Origin of the sequence: Bradyrhizobium sp. CCBAU 21365 (genome assembly GCF_015291305.1) — a bacterium.
GTDB lineage: Bacteria > Pseudomonadota > Alphaproteobacteria > Rhizobiales > Xanthobacteraceae > Bradyrhizobium > Bradyrhizobium elkanii.
The window spans coordinates 3,732,535-3,748,097 of the sequence record NZ_CP030036.1 but is presented as its reverse complement, the minus strand read 5'-3'; the positions used below and the strand labels follow the sequence as shown (position 1 = coordinate 3,748,097).

General features: G+C 66.7%; 16 protein-coding genes and 1 riboswitch. Of the genes, 8 read left to right on the top strand and 8 right to left on the bottom strand.

The window, feature by feature from the left end:
- Window position 1: 1 nt before the first annotated feature.
- Genes XI02_RS17015 through XI02_RS16995 form a run of 5 tightly spaced genes read right to left on the bottom strand, consistent with a single transcriptional unit; the run spans window position 2 to window position 6,444 of the window.
- Window positions 2-631, bottom strand: a complete 630-nt coding sequence (locus XI02_RS17015) for a precorrin-8X methylmutase (protein WP_018270814.1) — start codon at window positions 629-631, stop codon at window positions 2-4.
- The gene (gene cobG / locus XI02_RS17010; RefSeq protein ID WP_018270813.1) at window positions 631-1,794 is read right to left on the bottom strand and encodes a precorrin-3B synthase; all 1,164 of its coding nucleotides are present in this window, start codon (window positions 1,792-1,794) and stop codon (window positions 631-633) included. Before cobG ends, XI02_RS17015 begins: the two co-directional genes overlap by 1 nt.
- On the bottom strand, window positions 1,791-5,039 hold the full coding sequence (gene cobN, locus XI02_RS17005; RefSeq protein ID WP_172648125.1) for a cobaltochelatase subunit CobN: 3,249 nt from the start codon (window positions 5,037-5,039) through the stop codon (window positions 1,791-1,793). The genes cobG and cobN overlap by 4 nt, the downstream gene beginning before the upstream one ends.
- Complete coding sequence (cobW, locus tag XI02_RS17000; RefSeq protein WP_018270811.1) at window positions 5,039-6,073, bottom strand: cobalamin biosynthesis protein CobW; 1,035 nt, start codon at window positions 6,071-6,073, stop codon at window positions 5,039-5,041. Before cobW ends, cobN begins: the two co-directional genes overlap by 1 nt.
- Window positions 6,070-6,444, bottom strand: a complete 375-nt coding sequence (locus tag XI02_RS16995; RefSeq protein ID WP_028331460.1) for a DUF1636 domain-containing protein — start codon at window positions 6,442-6,444, stop codon at window positions 6,070-6,072. Before XI02_RS16995 ends, cobW begins: the two co-directional genes overlap by 4 nt.
- Before the next feature lie 92 nt (window positions 6,445-6,536).
- Window positions 6,537-6,752: riboswitch (cobalamin riboswitch) on the bottom strand.
- Window positions 6,753-6,788: 36 nt separating this feature from the next.
- Between XI02_RS16995 and cobO the strand changes: the two genes are divergently transcribed.
- Window positions 6,789-7,442, top strand: coding sequence for a cob(I)yrinic acid a,c-diamide adenosyltransferase (gene cobO / locus XI02_RS16990; protein WP_018270809.1), 654 nt, complete (start codon window positions 6,789-6,791; stop codon window positions 7,440-7,442).
- A gap of 11 nt (window positions 7,443-7,453) precedes the next feature.
- Window positions 7,454-8,902, top strand: a complete 1,449-nt coding sequence (locus tag XI02_RS16985; protein ID WP_129964933.1) for a cobyric acid synthase — start codon at window positions 7,454-7,456, stop codon at window positions 8,900-8,902.
- Here the strand turns inward: XI02_RS16985 and cobD are convergent.
- Window positions 8,899-9,864 (bottom strand): threonine-phosphate decarboxylase CobD, encoded by a 966-nt coding sequence (gene cobD / locus XI02_RS16980; RefSeq protein ID WP_018270807.1) that lies wholly within the window; start codon window positions 9,862-9,864, stop codon window positions 8,899-8,901. The two genes, XI02_RS16985 and cobD, sit on opposite strands and share 4 nt — an antisense overlap.
- 11 nt (window positions 9,865-9,875) lie before the next feature.
- Complete coding sequence (gene cbiB / locus XI02_RS16975; RefSeq protein WP_026192561.1) at window positions 9,876-10,817, bottom strand: adenosylcobinamide-phosphate synthase CbiB; 942 nt, start codon at window positions 10,815-10,817, stop codon at window positions 9,876-9,878.
- Between the two features lie 148 nt (window positions 10,818-10,965).
- On the opposite strand from cbiB, the gene cobU reads away from it, so the two are divergent.
- From cobU to XI02_RS16950, 5 genes are read left to right on the top strand one after another with little or no spacing between them, the layout of a single operon-like run.
- Window positions 10,966-11,469, top strand: a complete 504-nt coding sequence (cobU, locus tag XI02_RS16970; protein WP_018270805.1) for a bifunctional adenosylcobinamide kinase/adenosylcobinamide-phosphate guanylyltransferase — start codon at window positions 10,966-10,968, stop codon at window positions 11,467-11,469.
- 32 nt (window positions 11,470-11,501) lie between these two features.
- A complete protein-coding gene (bluB, locus tag XI02_RS16965; protein WP_069278848.1) occupies window positions 11,502-12,134 on the top strand; it encodes a 5,6-dimethylbenzimidazole synthase in 633 nt (210 codons plus the stop codon).
- Window positions 12,112-12,456: a hypothetical protein gene (locus XI02_RS16960; protein ID WP_051110090.1), complete on the top strand. Its 345-nt coding sequence runs from the start codon at window positions 12,112-12,114 to the stop codon at window positions 12,454-12,456. The genes bluB and XI02_RS16960 overlap by 23 nt, the downstream gene beginning before the upstream one ends.
- Entirely contained in the window at window positions 12,453-12,662 is a 210-nt protein-coding gene (locus tag XI02_RS16955) for a CbtB domain-containing protein (protein WP_038376083.1), read from the top strand. The genes XI02_RS16960 and XI02_RS16955 overlap by 4 nt, the downstream gene beginning before the upstream one ends.
- A gap of 10 nt (window positions 12,663-12,672) precedes the next feature.
- Window positions 12,673-13,419: a CbtA family protein gene (locus tag XI02_RS16950; RefSeq protein WP_069278825.1), complete on the top strand. Its 747-nt coding sequence runs from the start codon at window positions 12,673-12,675 to the stop codon at window positions 13,417-13,419.
- Here XI02_RS16950 and XI02_RS16945 read toward each other — a convergent pair.
- On the bottom strand, window positions 13,402-14,229 hold the full coding sequence (locus tag XI02_RS16945) for a dienelactone hydrolase family protein (protein ID WP_069278826.1): 828 nt from the start codon (window positions 14,227-14,229) through the stop codon (window positions 13,402-13,404). The genes XI02_RS16950 and XI02_RS16945 overlap by 18 nt on opposite strands.
- Window positions 14,230-14,350: 121 nt before the next feature.
- On the opposite strand from XI02_RS16945, the gene XI02_RS16940 reads away from it, so the two are divergent.
- Window positions 14,351-15,277 (top strand): GlxA family transcriptional regulator, encoded by a 927-nt coding sequence (locus XI02_RS16940; protein ID WP_069278827.1) that lies wholly within the window; start codon window positions 14,351-14,353, stop codon window positions 15,275-15,277.
- Window positions 15,278-15,563: the final 286 nt, after the last annotated feature.

Below are 15,563 nucleotides of genomic sequence, written 5' to 3'. Positions count from 1 at the left end.
GCTATTCGCTCCGGCTCGCCAGCGCATTGACGGCGGCAACCGTGATCGCCGAACCACCGAGCCGTCCCTCGATCGTCAGCGCCGGCACCGGGGGCTCAGCCATCAATGCCGCCTTGGATTCCGCCGCGCCGACAAAGCCGACCGGACAGCCGATGATCGCCGCCGGCCTTGGGCAATTGGCGTCTTCCAGCATGTTGAGCAGATGAAACAGCGCCGTCGGCGCATTGCCGATCGCGACGATGGCGCCGCCCAGATGCGGCCGCCACAGTTCGAGCGCCGCCGCGGACCGCGTGTTGCGCATCGATCGCGCGAGTGCAGGTACCTTGACGTCACCAAGCGTGCAGAGGACGGCATTGCCGGCCGGCAGCCGCGCGCGCGTAATTCCTTCCGACACCATGCGCGCGTCGCAGAGGATCGGCGCGCCCTCCTGCAAGGCGGCTCGCGCGCGCGCAGCCATGCCTGATGTGAAGCGGACATGCGCTTCCAGGCCCACCATGCCGGCGGCATGGATCATGCGCACGACCACCGGCTCTTCGTCTGGCGTGAAGCGGGCAAGGTCGGCCTCGGAGCGAATGGTGGCAAAGGACTGGCGATAGATCGCCGCGCCGTCGGTCTCGTAGACGTGCGGCATCAATGGCCTCCCGTCAGCACGGAGGGATTTGCGACGAGGTACGAACTGGCCAGCCCTCGGATGACCGGCGCATCCCGCGTCGTGCCGCGGCGGATCAGATCAAAGCCGTCGTCTGTTGCAACGAGGGTAACATCCGCAGAACCGGAATGGGCGCAGCCCTTGGCGCAGCCGGAGACGTGAAGCCGCGCATCGGGTGGGATATGCCGCGCGAGCGCCGATGCCAGCATACGCGTATCCGCATGCGCCTCGCCGCAGCGCGGCGCACCGCTGCAGGCGACCACGCGCAGCCTGGGGTCGCCGGCATCAGTCACGAGGTCCGTCCCACGGGGCATCTCGCACATCCCCTCCACCAGCATCATCCGCCACGGCGTCATGCGAAGAGCCTGCGCGCACCCGGCAAGATCGCCGAGCGTCTGGTGCGGCATCTGCCCGAAGACGACGCCAACCATCGCGCCCGCCGGATAGAGGCCAGGCGCAGGGTCCGCCGATCGGACCACGGGCTCGGCATCGCCGCGAAGTGTCTCGGGAACGCTCGCACCGCCGGCCAGATGAGCCGCCATCCGCCGTTTTTCACCCCTGACTCCGCCGGAGGCGACGAACCACTCGGCCAGTGCCAGCGCCGCCTGCACAACCTCGCTCCGCCTGACCGAAAGCCCGCGCTGTGCGCCATCGGCACGTACCAGCAGTCCGCCGCTGCGATCGCGCTCGATCCTGATATCGGCGGATGCACCCGCCAGCATCCGCGCATTGCCGTCATCGATTGCGAAGCCGAACTTGGTTGGAAGATCAAGCGAGGCACTGGCAAGCCCCTGCTCAAGCTCGGTCGCAAGCGAGCGCGTCTCGTCGGCGGCAGTCCAGAACGGCGTCACCAGAATGTTGCGCTGTGCCTCGGCATTCGAGTCTGCGTCCAGCAACCCGAGCTCAGCGAGCCCGTCGACCAGGGGCGGATAACCTTCATCGCTGACGCCGCGGATCTGGAGATTGGCGCGGCTGGTCAGGTCGATCAGGCCGTTGCCGTATCGCGCCGCCAGCTCGGCGATTCCCGCCGCCTGCGCGGCGTCCAGCCGTCCGGCGCGCGGGCGAATGCGCACCACGAGGCCGTCGCCCGATAGCATCGGCCGCAGCGCGCCGGGACACCAGCCCTTGACCGCAACCGCGCTCATGAGGCCTCCTGCAACGCAGCCGCAATCGAATTGCGCCGCGTCTGCCAGAGCGAGGCTTCATGCAATCTCGTGAAGCAGGTCTCGATCGCCGCCAGTGCCGCCGGATTCTCGCGCGCCATGAAGCAGCGAACCTCGTCATTGCCGAGCGTCGCATCGTAGTAGAGATCGAACAGGTGCGGCGGCACCGCGCCGGCGAGATGGGCGAACGCCGCCATGTGCTCCAGCGTCGCCGAGATCTCGGCGGCACCACGGAAGCCATGGCGCATCATGCCCGCGATCCATGCAGGGTTGGCCGCGCGCACCCGCACCACTCGCGAGATTTCCTCGGTCAACGCGCGGGCATGCGGCCGATCCGGCCGCGTCGCATCGAGGTGATAGAGCGCCGGGATTTTTGTGCCAAGGCGCCGGGCCGCCGCCGCGATGCCGGCCTCGTGCGCGGCATAGTCCGCCGCCAGCAGCAGATCGGTCTCCGGCAGATCCTGGGTGTGAACAAAACTGTCCGCGGCCGCGAGCCGCGCCTCGATGCCGGCGCGATCGGGCCGCATCTCGCCGTCGGCTGCGAGAGCCCATGACGATGCAGACAGCCAGGCTTCGCCGGCTGCCTCACGTGCCGCCTCGGTGAAGACATCCGGCATCGACGCAATGCCAACGCCATAATATCCGGGGCGAGGACCGAACACGCGCGAGATGCGCTCTCGGTAAGGATTCTCGTCCGCCTCATCACAGCGTTCGGACAACGCCTCCGCCGCCGCTTCGAACAACTGGGCCAGCCCTGAGAAGACGTCGCGGAACAGCCCCGACACGCGCAACGTCACGTCGATGCGCGGCCGGCCGAGCTCCGCGGGCGCGATGATGTCGTAGCCCGACACCCGCCCCGATCCGTGATCCCAGCGCGGCGCGATGCCCGCGAGGTGCAGGGCCATCGCAAAGTCCTCGCCGGCAGTGCGCATCGTCGAGGAGCCCCAGAGGTCGACCACGAGTCCCTTCGGCCAGTCGCCGTGATCCTGCAAATGACGGCGCAGCAGCTCCTCGGCGAGCTTCACACCCTGCGCATGTGCCGACGGCGTTGGCACCGCGCGCGGATCGACCGCAAACAGATTGCGTCCGGTCGGCAGCACGTCGCCCCGTCCACGCCAGGGCGAGCCCGACGGCCCCGGCGCGACGCGCCGCCCCGCGAGCGCATCGCGCAGCGCCGCCCTCTCCGCCTCGCCGCAGGCGCCCTGCCCGAATATATGCAGGCCGTCGCCGAACTGGCTTTCCTTGAGATCGCAGACGAAACGATCGATCTGCGGAATGGCCTCGGCCGCGGAGACCGACGCGGCGAGACCGAGATCGTCTTCCAGCCCGGCGATGCGGGCTTCGTCGCGGATCGCGGCGATCAGGCGCTGCCGCCGCGCCGGATCGAGGCCGTCGGCAGTCGAATACTCATCGAGCAAGCGTTCGAGACTGCGCAGGCCTTCCGGCACCGCGGCCTGCGCCAGCGGCGGCGGCAGATGGCCGATCGTCACGGCACCGATCCGGCGCTTGGCCTGAGCCGCCTCGCCGGGATCGTTGACGATGAAGGGATAGACGACGGGCAGATCGCCGGTCAGCGCTTCCGGCCAGCATGCTGACGATAGCGCAACCGACTTGCCGGGCAGCCATTCCAGCGTTCCGTGCGCGCCCATGTGGACCACGGCATCGATGCCCTGCTGCCTGAGCCACAGATAGAACGCGACATAGGCATGGCGCGGCGTGCGCGACAGATCGTGATAGTCGGCATCGCGATGAGTGACCTCGCCGCGCTCCGGCTGAACGGCGATGATCGACTTGCCGCTTTGAACCGCCGAGAAATGAAACGCGCCGTCACGGCATTCGGGATCGTCCTCCGGGGTGCCCCATGCGCGCGCAAGATCGTCCTGGAGCTGCAGCGGAAGACTGGAGAGCGCCGTGCGATACTCGGCTACGTCCCATGTCAGCCTCCGGTGCAGAAGGACGTCGCCAAGCGACCTCACCGGCGCCAGATCAAACCCCGCGCCCGCGAGATCGGCCAGCAGCGCCTCGACCGAAGCCAGCGCATCGAGGCCGACGGCATGCGCGATCTGATGCGGACGGCCCGGGTAGTTCGAGAGCACCAGCGCAAGCTGCTTCTTTTGCGCCGGTTTGCTGGCAAGCCGATGCCAGGCTGCGACGCGCGCGGCAATTGCAGCGACGCGCTCGGCGTCCGGTCGATGCGCAAGATGCGCGAATTGCAGCTCGGGATCGCGCTCACCAGGCGATTTGAAGCTCACGACGCCCGCGAACAGGCGGCCGTCGACCTCCGGCAGCACCACATGCATCGCGAGATCGCCGGGCGAGAGCCCGCGGAGCGACAAGGCCCAGTCCTCGCGCCGCGCCGTCGACAAAGCGACCTGGAACACCGGGCACGATGCAGCGTCGAACGGCGTCGTGCCGTCGTCACCGGCCGCGGAGAACGCGGTCGCATTGACGATGGCCGCTGGAACGCATTGCGCGAACTGGACACGCAGCCAATCGGCCACGCCCGCCGCCTTCAGCGAGGTGACGAACACGCCGTGCGCATCAAAACCCCTGTCGCGCAGTGCATCGATCAAGGCATCGACCGGCGCCGTGTCGCCGGCCGCGAGATAAGAACGATAAAACGTCACCAGCACGCGCGGCCGGCCGTCCGGTGCCGGCAACGCCGCGATGGCACCGCGCCGGGAATCGTAGACGCCGATCTCCGGAAGATCGATCTCGCCGACCACAGGCCCGGCATAAAGTCCGGACGCCAGCGCCAGTTGCGCGATCACGGCCTGCGCGGCAACGGGGCCGCCCTTGTCGCACAGCACCTTGAGACGGCGCAGCGTCGAGACCGGCAAGGTCGAGAATCCATCCAGCCGCAAATCGTCGCGACCATCGGCCGGCAGCACGACCAAGGCAATGCCGCGCTCCTTCGCCAGCCGATGCACCGCAGCCAGCCCGTATGACCAATAGGGCTCGCCGCCGATCAGCCGCACCAAAATGCCGCGGGCGTGCGAGAGCGTCCGCTCGATATAGGTATCGACCGACAGCGGATGGCGCAGCTCCGCGAGATTGGCGAGCCGCAGCGACGGCAACGCAGCGCGGCCGCGCCGCCAGCCGGCCGCGAAGGCAGCAAGATCGCTGTCGGAAAACGACAACACCACGAGATCGGCCGGATCCTGGCCGAGGTCCCTAGGCGTCGCGGTCTCCTCAAGGCCGCGGCTCTCGCGGAAGACGACGTGCATCAGACACCAAGCCGTGCCCTGATCGCGGCTTCATCGATGTCCGCATGTTCGCCGATCACGACGAGCTTCGACTGCCGCGCCCGTGCGCCCCAGGGCATGTCGAACTGATGCCGCACCCGTTCGCCGACCGATTGCACCAGCAGCCGCATCGGCTTGCCTTCGACCGCGATGTAGCCCTTGGCGCGCAGCACGTTCTGCTCACGCGCCAGTCCCTTGATCGAGGCGACCAGCGCGTCGACATCCGAAACTTCCGGAAGATCGATCACGACGGAATTGAAATCGTCGTGCTCGTGTTCCTCCTCGCCATCGTGATGCGACGGCCGCGCCGCGAGATCGTTTTCCGCCGCCGCCTCGAGGCCGAGGATCACGCGCGCGTCGATCGTGCCGTCGACGACGGGCAGCATCGGCACCTCGCGCGGCATCTCGGCCCCGATCACCGCTTTCGCTGCCTTGATCCCCTCCGCCCCGGCAAGGTCGGCCTTGGTCAGCAGCACGAGATCGGCGCAGGCAATCTGGTCCTCGAACACTTCGGACAGCGGCGTCTCGTGGTCGAGATTGTCGTCCGCTGCGCGCTGCGCGTCCACCGCGGCCGGATCAGGCGCAAACCGGCCGGCGGCGACAGCCTCCGCATCGGCCAGCGCGATCACGCCGTCGACCGTGATCCGCGAGCGGATCTCCGGCCAGTCGAACGCTTTCAACAGCGGCTTCGGCAGGGCGAGCCCCGAGGTCTCGATCACGATATGATCGGGCTTCACGTTCCGCGCCAGCAACTGCTCCATCGCCGGGATGAAATCGTCGGCGACCGTGCAGCAGATGCAGCCATTGGCGAGCTCGACGATGTTCTCGGCCGGGCAATTGGCGTCGGCGCACGACTTCAGGATGTCGCCATCGACGCCTTCGCTGCCGAATTCGTTGACCAGCACTGCGAGTTTCTTGCCGTTGGCATTGCGGATCAGATGCTGGATCAGCGTCGTCTTGCCGGAGCCGAGAAAGCCGGTCACGACGGTGACCGGAATTTTGGCGAGCGTGGTCATTCTGCGGCCTCCGGCACGACGGGAAGAGGTGGAATGCGGGCGAGCGATTGCTTGCGGAAGATCTCCGGACGGCTGCGCCACGGCACGATGCCGTCAGGCGCCGCCGCATAGGCGGAGGCACCGGCGATCACATCCGCGGCATTATCAGCGGACAGTCGGCCGTAGACATAGGACCATCGCCCCGGCGCGCTGAGCGCGACCGAGCAACCCTGGCTGCAGGCCGACAGGCATGCGACGGGAACCAGATTGACGTCATCGGGCACGCCGGCCTCGACGAGCGCGGCATGCAGGCGCGCACCGGGCGCGAGCTCACCTTCCGCCGGCGTCTGGCCGGCGCGGCAGGTGATGCAGACATGGAGTGTAACGCTCATCGCCCTTCCTGGATTGACGGCGGGAGCGATGAGGCACACGAACCGATTTTGGACAGGTTCGTTCCCCGTCGCGGAACACCCCGTCCGCCGGTCTCACAACATGCTGCGTTGGCAGGTCTCCCGGCTTGCGGAGCAGGTTTTACCCTTCGATGCCCGCCTTCCCGACTCCATATGGAATCAGTGGCTTGGGCATCTCTCCGGTCACGGTCGCGGGGGCGGCTGCGCTTCGGGCGAACCTTGCGGTCATCGCCCTATCGCATTCCCTCTTCGCCTGTCGTAGGACAGGAACCAACGCAGGACCACCATTCGTCCAAGCCTCGCACTTGTCAAGCCGAAGGAACGTAATGACTTCAGATGGAAACGACGCTGCGGACGGCGCCATCGGCACCGATTCTTCGCTGGATGCGCGCCACGCGGACAAGATGGCGAAAAAGAAGGCCGCCCGCGACCGCATCATGGCGACCAAGAGCGGCGAAAAGGGTCTGATCATCGTCCATACCGGCGCCGGCAAAGGAAAATCCTCCTCCGCCTTCGGCATGATCGTGCGCTGTGTGGCGCACGGCTTTCCCTGCGCCGTGGTGCAGTTCATCAAGGGCGCCTGGGATACCGGCGAGCGCCGCCTGCTTACCGGGCATTTCGGCGATCTCTGTCAGTTTCACGCGATGGGCGAAGGCTTTACCTGGGAGACGCAGGATCGCGCCCGCGACATCGCGGCAGCGCAAGCGGGCTGGGAGAAGGCCAAGCAGCTGATCGCAGACCCGAGCCTGCGCATGGTCGTGCTCGACGAGATCAACATCGCGCTACGCTACGATTATCTCGCGATCGCCGATGTCGTCGACTTCCTGACGACGTCGAAGCCGCCGATGACCCATGTCGTGCTCACCGGGCGCAACGCCAAGGACGAACTGATCGAGATCGCCGATCTCGTCACCGAGATGACGCTGGTGAAGCATCCGTTCCGCTCCGGCATCAAGGCCCAGCCAGGCGTCGAGTTCTGACAGACAGCACCATGGCGCGCGCATTGATGATCCAGGGAGCCGGCTCGGACGTGGGCAAATCGCTCATCGTCGCCGGCCTTGCGCGCGCGGCCAGACGGCGCGGCCTGCGCGTGCTGCCGTTCAAGCCGCAGAACATGTCGAACAATGCGGCCGTGACCGTCGACGGCGGCGAGATCGGCCGCGCGCAGGCCGTGCAGGCGCTTGCCGCCGGCGTCGAGCCGCACACCGACATGAACCCGGTGCTGCTCAAGCCCGAGAGCGATGTCGGCGCCCAGATCATCGTGCACGGCAAACGGATCGCCACCGCACGCGCGCGCGAATATGCCGGCATGAAACCGTCGCTGATGGGCGCGGTGCTGGAGAGTTTTGCGCGCCTGAAGCAGCGCGCCGATCTGGTGCTGGTGGAGGGCGCCGGCAGCCCCGCCGAGGTCAACTTACGCAAAGCCGACATCGCCAATATGGGCTTTGCACGCCGGGCCGACGTGCCGGTGGTGCTGGTCGGCGACATCGACCGCGGCGGCGTGATCGCGCAGCTCGTCGGCATCAAGACGGTGATCGATCCTGATGATGCCGCGATGATCCAGGGCTTTGTCATCAACAAATTCCGCGGCGATCCGACATTGTTCGACGACGGCTACCGCCTGATCGAAGCCCGCACCGCCTGGCGCGGCTTTGGCGTGCTGCCCTGGTTCGTCCGTGCCGGCGAACTTCCGGCCGAAGATGCGCTCGGGCTCGGCGAGGCACGCAAGCCCGGTCAGTGCAAGATCGCGTTCCTGGCGCTGTCGCGGATCGCCAATTTCGACGACCTCGATCCGCTGAAGCTCGAGCCCGGCGTCGATCTCGTGATGGTACGTCCAGGCGAAGCCATCCCGGGTGATGCGAAGCTCGTCATCCTGCCCGGCTCGAAATCGACCCGCGGCGATCTCGCCTTCCTGCGCGCGCAGGGCTGGGACATCGACCTCCTGGCGCATCATCGCCGCGGCGGCCATGTCCTCGGCCTGTGCGGCGGCTACCAGATGCTCGGACACAGCGTCGCCGATCCCGATGGGATCGAAGGTCCTGCCGGCGAAACGCGCGGTCTCGGGCTGCTCGATGTCACGACCACCATGACCGAACAGAAGACGCTGACGCGCGTCAGCGCGGTGCATGCCGCGACCAGCCAGCCGATCAGCGCCTACGAGATCCATATCGGCCGCACCGATGGCCCCGATCGCGCGCGGCCTTTTGCATCACTCGACGGTACGGCTGAGGGCGCGGTTTCTGCCAACGGGCGCGTTCACGGCAGCTATCTGCACGGCCTGTTCGCCTCGGACGAATTTCGCAAGGCTTTCCTCGCGCAACTCGACATCGCGGCGGCTGATCAGCCCTACGGCGCCAGGGTCGAGACCGCACTCGATGCGCTTGCCAAGCACATCGAGACCCATCTCGATGTCGACGGCCTGCTCGCGCTGGTGCGTTAAACGGGCAGCACGGCGGAAAGACGAGACCATTCGGCCTCGCTGCCCGGCAAGCCGAGGCGCAGCCATCCCGGTTTCTGCTGGAAAACCCGCGACCAGATCTGTGCACGCGCAAGCTTCGCCTGCGCGGCCAACGCATCGCCGGTCTCGTAGAGCCGGAACAACAGCGTGCCGCCGAGCAGCGTCCAGCCCTGCGATCGCGCCGCCGCGTCGAGCCTGACGCAGTCGTCCGCGAGCCGCGCGGCCGTGGCCTTGGCCCAGTCGCGATCGAGCAACGCGCGCCGTCCGATCGCAATCGCGGCGCCCGAAACCGGCCATGGGCCCGCCATCGCGGCAAGCGCGGCGATGTCTGCCTCGCTGCCGACAGCGAAGCCGAGCCGCAAGCCGGCAAGTCCGTAAAACTTGCCGAATGAGCGCAGGATCAGGAGCCCGGCGCGTCCTGCTTCCGGTGCAAGAGACAGGTCAGGAACGGCGTCCACAAAACTCTCGTCGATGACGAGCCGGCCAACGCGCGGCAACAGCGCCAGCAACTCCTGCCGGTCGTGGCGTCGTCCATCGGGATTGTTCGGATTGACGACGACGGCAATGTCCGCTCCCGCGAGCGCGGCGAGATCGGACATCTCGGCGACGTCCCAGCCGGCGGCCGACAACACCGCGGCATACTCATTGTAGGTCGGCGCCAGGATCCGCGCCCGCCCCTTGAGCGCCAGATGCGGCAGCAACTGAATGGCGGCCTGCGCACCGCCCATCGCCACCATCGGTGCGTCGGTGCCGTAGGGCTGCCGCGCGGCGGCGTGCAGCGATTCAAGATCGGATCGCGACGGCAACGCGCTCCAGTGCCGCGGCTCGACATCGACCAGGGGATACGGCACCCGATTAATCCCGGTCGACAGGTCGATCCAGTCGTCCGCGGCGCCGCCGAAGCGCTGCTGGGCGACATCAAGATTCCCGCCGTGCTCCCGCATGCGTCGCTCCTTCACGCCAGCGCCAGGGCGACGAACGCCGCAGCCAACAGCACCATGGCGTAGCGATAGAGTTTCAGCCCGGTGAGGACGTCAGCACCAGCCGGATCGCGCGCCCCCTCGTTCAGCCAGGGCTCATCGGCGATGTGACCGTGATAGATGCGGGGACCGCTGAGCCGGACGCCGAGCGCGCCGGCCATCGCGGCTTCCGGCCAGCCGGCATTCGGCGAGCGATGCCGCCGCGCATCGCGCAACATGCATGACCACGCCTGCGAACGGTTCGGCGCGAGCAGCACGAACAGAAGACCCGTCAACCGCGCTGGAACGAGATTGGCGAGATCGTCGATCCGGGCGGCCGCCCAGCCAAAGGCTTCGTGCCGCTCGGTGCGATGACCGATCATGGAGTCCAGTGTGTTGATCGCCTTGTAGCCAAGGATCCCCGGCAGGCCGAACAGCGCGCCCCAGAACACCGGCGCCACGATGCCGTCGGATGCATTCTCGGCGAGGCTCTCGATGGTGGCGCGCGCGATGCCGGCGTCGTCGAGCGTCGCCGGATCACGCCCGACAATTTGCGCGACCGCCGAACGCGCGGCTGTGATGTCGCCGGATAGAAGAGGATTTGCCACCGCGGCGACATGGTCATGCAGCGAACGCGCGGCAACCAGCGGCCATGCCAGGACACCGACGAGGACAACGCGAACCCATCCGGATGCGAGCACGGACTGAACGGTCCAACCGAGCGCGATCACCAGCGCGATCACGAGGATCGCAGCCGCAATGCCAGCCCCGCGCCGAAACGCCGGCGGATCGGAGGCGCGGTTCCATGCGCTGTCGACAAGATGGATCAGCCGGCCGAGCCAGCTCACGGGATGGCCGATGCGGGCAAACAGCCACGCCGGCCAGCCGATCAAGGCATCCACCGCCATCGCCACCGCCATCGCTCCCGCAAAACCCACGCAACCCTCTCCTCGCCGCGATCCCCCTGATGCGCAAGACATCGGCCGAGCGCAAGCCCTCCGGGACGGATTTCGGCTTTGTCTTTCTCCGCGATTGGTGGTTAGAGCGTTTGTGAACGACGTGCGTACCGGTCGCACAGGAGATGATATGGCCGTCATTCTGATCACGGGGGGAGCCCGGTCCGGCAAAAGCCGACGCGCCGAACTTCGTGCGCGCAGCTTTCCGGGACAGCCGGTCTATATCGCGACCGCCGAGGCACTCGATGCGGAAATGAATGAGCGGATCGCCAAGCATCGCGCGCGGCGCGGCAGCGACTGGATCGAGCGCGAGGTGCCGCTCGATCTCGTTGAAGTGCTGTCCGAGACCGATGGCGGCGGCGCGAGGCTGGTCGATTGTCTGACGCTCTGGCTATCCAATCTGCTGCATGCCGGGCGCGACTGGTCGCAGGAAGTGACGCGGCTGGCGGATGCGCTGTCGCGCCAGCACGGCCCGGTCGTACTGGTCACCAACGAGGTCGGTCTCGGCATCGTGCCGGACAATGCATTGGCGCGGACTTTCCGCGACGCCGCGGGAATCATGAACCAGACTATCGCCGGCATCGCGGACGAGGTCGAGTTCGTCGTTGCGGGCCTGCCAATGAAGCTTAAATGAAGTCCGAGATCGATCCTGCCAAAGGCCCCGCGATGGTCTCATTCGACGATACGTTTCGCCGCCAACTGCACGAACTGTTCGTGTGGCGGCGCGACGTGCGGCGGTTCCGGGCCGATCCGCTGCCGGATGGCACGATCGAGCGGCTGATCGAGATCGCCTGCCTGTCGCCTTCGGTCGGCCTGAGCCAGCCCTGGCGGTTCGTCATTGTCGACGACGAGGCACGACGCCGCGCCGTCATCGACGACTTCAGGGCCTGCAACGCCGATGCGCTGCGGTCCTATTCGGGCGAGCGTGCCGCCAAATATGCCGCGTTGAAATTATCAGGCCTGGAGGAAGCGCCGGGCCATCTCGCCGTGTTTGCCGAGAAGACCGACCAGATCGGCGCCGGTCTCGGCCGCGCGACGATGCCGGAGACGTCGGAATATTCCGTGGTGGCCGCGATCTGCTCGATGTGGCTTGCCGCGCGCGCCGAAGGCATCGGCATCGGCTGGGTATCGATCCTCAATCCACAACGCATTCATGACGTTCTGGAAATCCCGCACTCCTGGAAATTTATCGGCTATCTCTGCATCGGTTACCCCCAGACCGAATGCGACCGTCCGGAGCTCGAACAGGCCAAGTGGGAATCGCGGCGAGGTCCGGATGAATTCACCATCCGACGCTGACCGGGCCCCTGCCGGCGACCGCACCTCAAGCTGTGACGCGCACTGGCGCGCCGACATCGCCTCGCTGGTCTTTCCCGTCCCGGAGCACCGCGCCATCTGCGCAGTGCATCGGGGCGCCTTTCGCACGCTGCTTGGCACCGATCCGACGGCGGACGCATGTCTCGCCCATTTCAGGCGATTTGAACAAGCCTTCAAGGCAGCCGCACGCGCCAAGATCGAGCGCAAGCGCATTCCCCTTGGAACAAATTTGCATCTTACCAGTCGCGACATCACCCGAAAGCTGCTAGAAGCCGATCAAATCGAATGTGGAGAACGACCATGAGCCAGTCCCAGACCGCGCAAACCCAGGTTACTCAAGCTCAGGTCACGCTGCCGATCGCTACCCGACAGGTCGGACGGCTTGCGCAGTCGTTGATGGCCATGACGCTCGGCCTGTTCATCGTCGGCGTGGTCGGCTTCTCGCACATCGACGTGATCCACAACGCCGCGCATGACGTGCGCCATTCCAACGCCTTCCCCTGCCACTGACCGCCTTTGCATGAGCACGTTTCGCTCGATCGTCTTCTCGTCGGTCATTGCCGGGTTCATCGTCGGCCTGATCGTCACCGCGGTCCAGCAATTCGGCACCGTTCCCCTGATCCTCAGGGCCGAGGTCTATGAGAAGACGGCCGCGCACAAGCACGAAGCCGCTGCGCCACCGCAGGCGATCCTCGTCCATGATCATGCGGATCATGATCATGCCGCGGAGGCCTGGGAGCCGCGCGACGGTCTGGAACGCAACGTCTATACCGCGGGAGCAAACATCCTGACCGCGATCGGCTTTGCGCTTCTGCTCTGCGGCTTTCTCGCAGTTCGCAGCGGCGCGACCGGCGAGGAGATCTCGTGGCATGAAGGCTTGATGTGGGGCCTTGCGGGTTTTGCCGTCTTCACCATCGCTCCGGGCCTCGGACTGCCGCCTGAATTGCCGGGCGTCCCCACCGCTCCGTTGCTCTCGCGTCAGATCTGGTGGGTGACGGCGGTGCTGGCGACCGCAGCCGGCCTCGGACTGATCGTGTTCCGGCGCTCGATGCCGGCCGCCATCGCCGGCGTGGTCCTGATCATGCTGCCGCATCTGATCGGCGCGCCCGAGCTGCAACATGTCGAGACCAACGTGCCTTCGTCCCTGTCGCATCAGTTCGTGGTCGCCGTCACGCTGACCAGCCTGGTGTTCTGGTCCCTGCTGGGCAGCCTGACGAGCGCCGCATTCGCCTATTTCGATCGGCCGGGCTCATCCGCTCGCAGTTGACAGCCGCTGCCTGAAAAACGCCGTTATCTCATCGCGGGCCGCGATGGTCGGCTGGCCGGCCTCGTCGATCAGATGCACCGTCACGACGCTGTGCGGTGTCGTGACGAAATGCCGGAAGAACGGCGGCACATCGCGGTTTGCAGCGCTGTCGGGAAGCACTCGCCCGATGAATCGGTCGCCGAGCGCCTCGCGATAGGCCGCAAAGCGCTGCGCCATGCAGAACTTGTCACCCTCAAAGCGATACGCCAGCACGGTCAGGTCCTCGCGCTCCAGCCGCTCGCGCACCGCTTTGACCTGCTCCGGCGCGATCTCGATGCCCGCCGGATCGTTCAATGGCAATGACGGCTGTGAAAGCACCGGCGCCAGCATCGACGGCTCCAGCATCATGGTGAGCGCGAAATTGCCGGTAAAGCACATCCCGATGGCCCCGACGCCCGGACCGCCGCATTCGCCATGGGCAAATCGCGCCAGCGCACGTAGCCATTGCGTCACGGGACTCGACTGGTTTGCGGCCATCGCACGAAACTCCGCGCTGGCGCAGGCGCGCTGAAACACCGCGGCACCCTCCTCCGCGCTCGCAATAGCGCCGTCACGGCCGAACAGCGACGGCATATAGACGGTGAATCCGGCATCGCGAACCCAGCGGGCGAAGCGCGCCACGTGCGGGCTGATGCCCGGCATCTCCGCCATCACGATCACCGCAGGACCTGCGCCGCCAACATGGACGGTCTTGCCGGCACCATCGAGGGTAATTTGGCGGCGCTCGAAATCCTCGAGCGGATCGTCCTGGGTCATCGGCCGGTTCGGCATCGGCGGTCCTCCTGATCGGGATCGGCAGCGTCTCGGCGTCAGAGTTGCGATTTTCCGGCCCGGCAGCTAGTGTCAAAAATGACATTGATCGCGGATTTTATGACATGGCCAATTTTACGACATGACCAAGGTCGCGGTTGTCGAGATCGACGGCTGCCTCGCGTCGGCGGCCGCCATCACCCACGACGTGCTGGCCATCGCCAACCGGATCAGCACGACGAAGCGCGCGCGCTTCGAGGTGACGACGCTGCGTTATGGGCCGAGGCGGCACGCCGGCCGATTGCGCGGCGCCGACCTCGTCATCGTTCCCGGACTCGGCTCGGCATCGGCCGGCGAACTGGAGCGGAAGCTGGCGACACCGGCATGTCGGCACGCCCGCGACATGCTGGTCACGGCGTTCGCGAACGGCGCGATGCTCGCCGCGTCATGCGCCAGCAGTTTCCTGTTGGCGGAGACCGGCCTGCTCGACGGCAAGCGAGCGACAACCACATGGTGGTTCGCGCCGCTGTTTCGGCAACGCTATCCGAATGTCGAACTGATGACGGAGCGGATGGTGGTGGCCGACTGGCCGATCGCAACCGCCGGCGCGGCGATGGCGCAGATGGACCTGATGCTAGCGGTGATCACGCGTTTCGGCAGCCCGGCGCTCGCCAAGGGCTGCGCCAATTACCTGCTGCTCGGCGAGCGGCATTCGCAGGCGCCATTCATGGCGATCAATTATCTTGCCAGCCAGGACCCCAAGGTCGCCAGGGCCGAGAAATGGGTGCGCAGCAACATCGCGCGCGACTTCACGATCGGGGACGTCGCCGCTGCCGTCGCGCTGGCGCCACGGACATTTGCCAGACGGCTCGAGGCGATCTGCGGCGTGTCGCCCATTCAATTCGTGCAACGCATCAGGATCGAGACGGCGCGGTCGCTGCTCGAGACCACGCGCCTTTCGGTCGAAGAGATCGCGGGCAAGGTTGGATATGCCGAGCCATCGACCCTCCGCCGGCTGATCCGGCGCGAAACGCGGCAGTCGCCGCGGCATTTCCGCTCAGCTGGTTGATCCGCAACGACGCCGCATCCGCGATGAAATCATGACGCCGAGAGCCACGCGAACGCGCGGCGCAAAAATGCCGGCGCATCCTTTTCGACTGGCGTTCCATGGGCCATCAGCACCTTTTCGGCGGGCCACGCCAGAATCCTTTGCAAGGCCGCGCGCGGCGCGGCGGCCCGTGAAGGCAACGCGGAACTTGACCGTCGGGCGCCGCATCCAACGCCGCGCGCTCCGCCGGCGTTGCGGGTTCATTTACCATGCCCGGCGTGACAGGCCGCGGACAAGGGGCAATGTC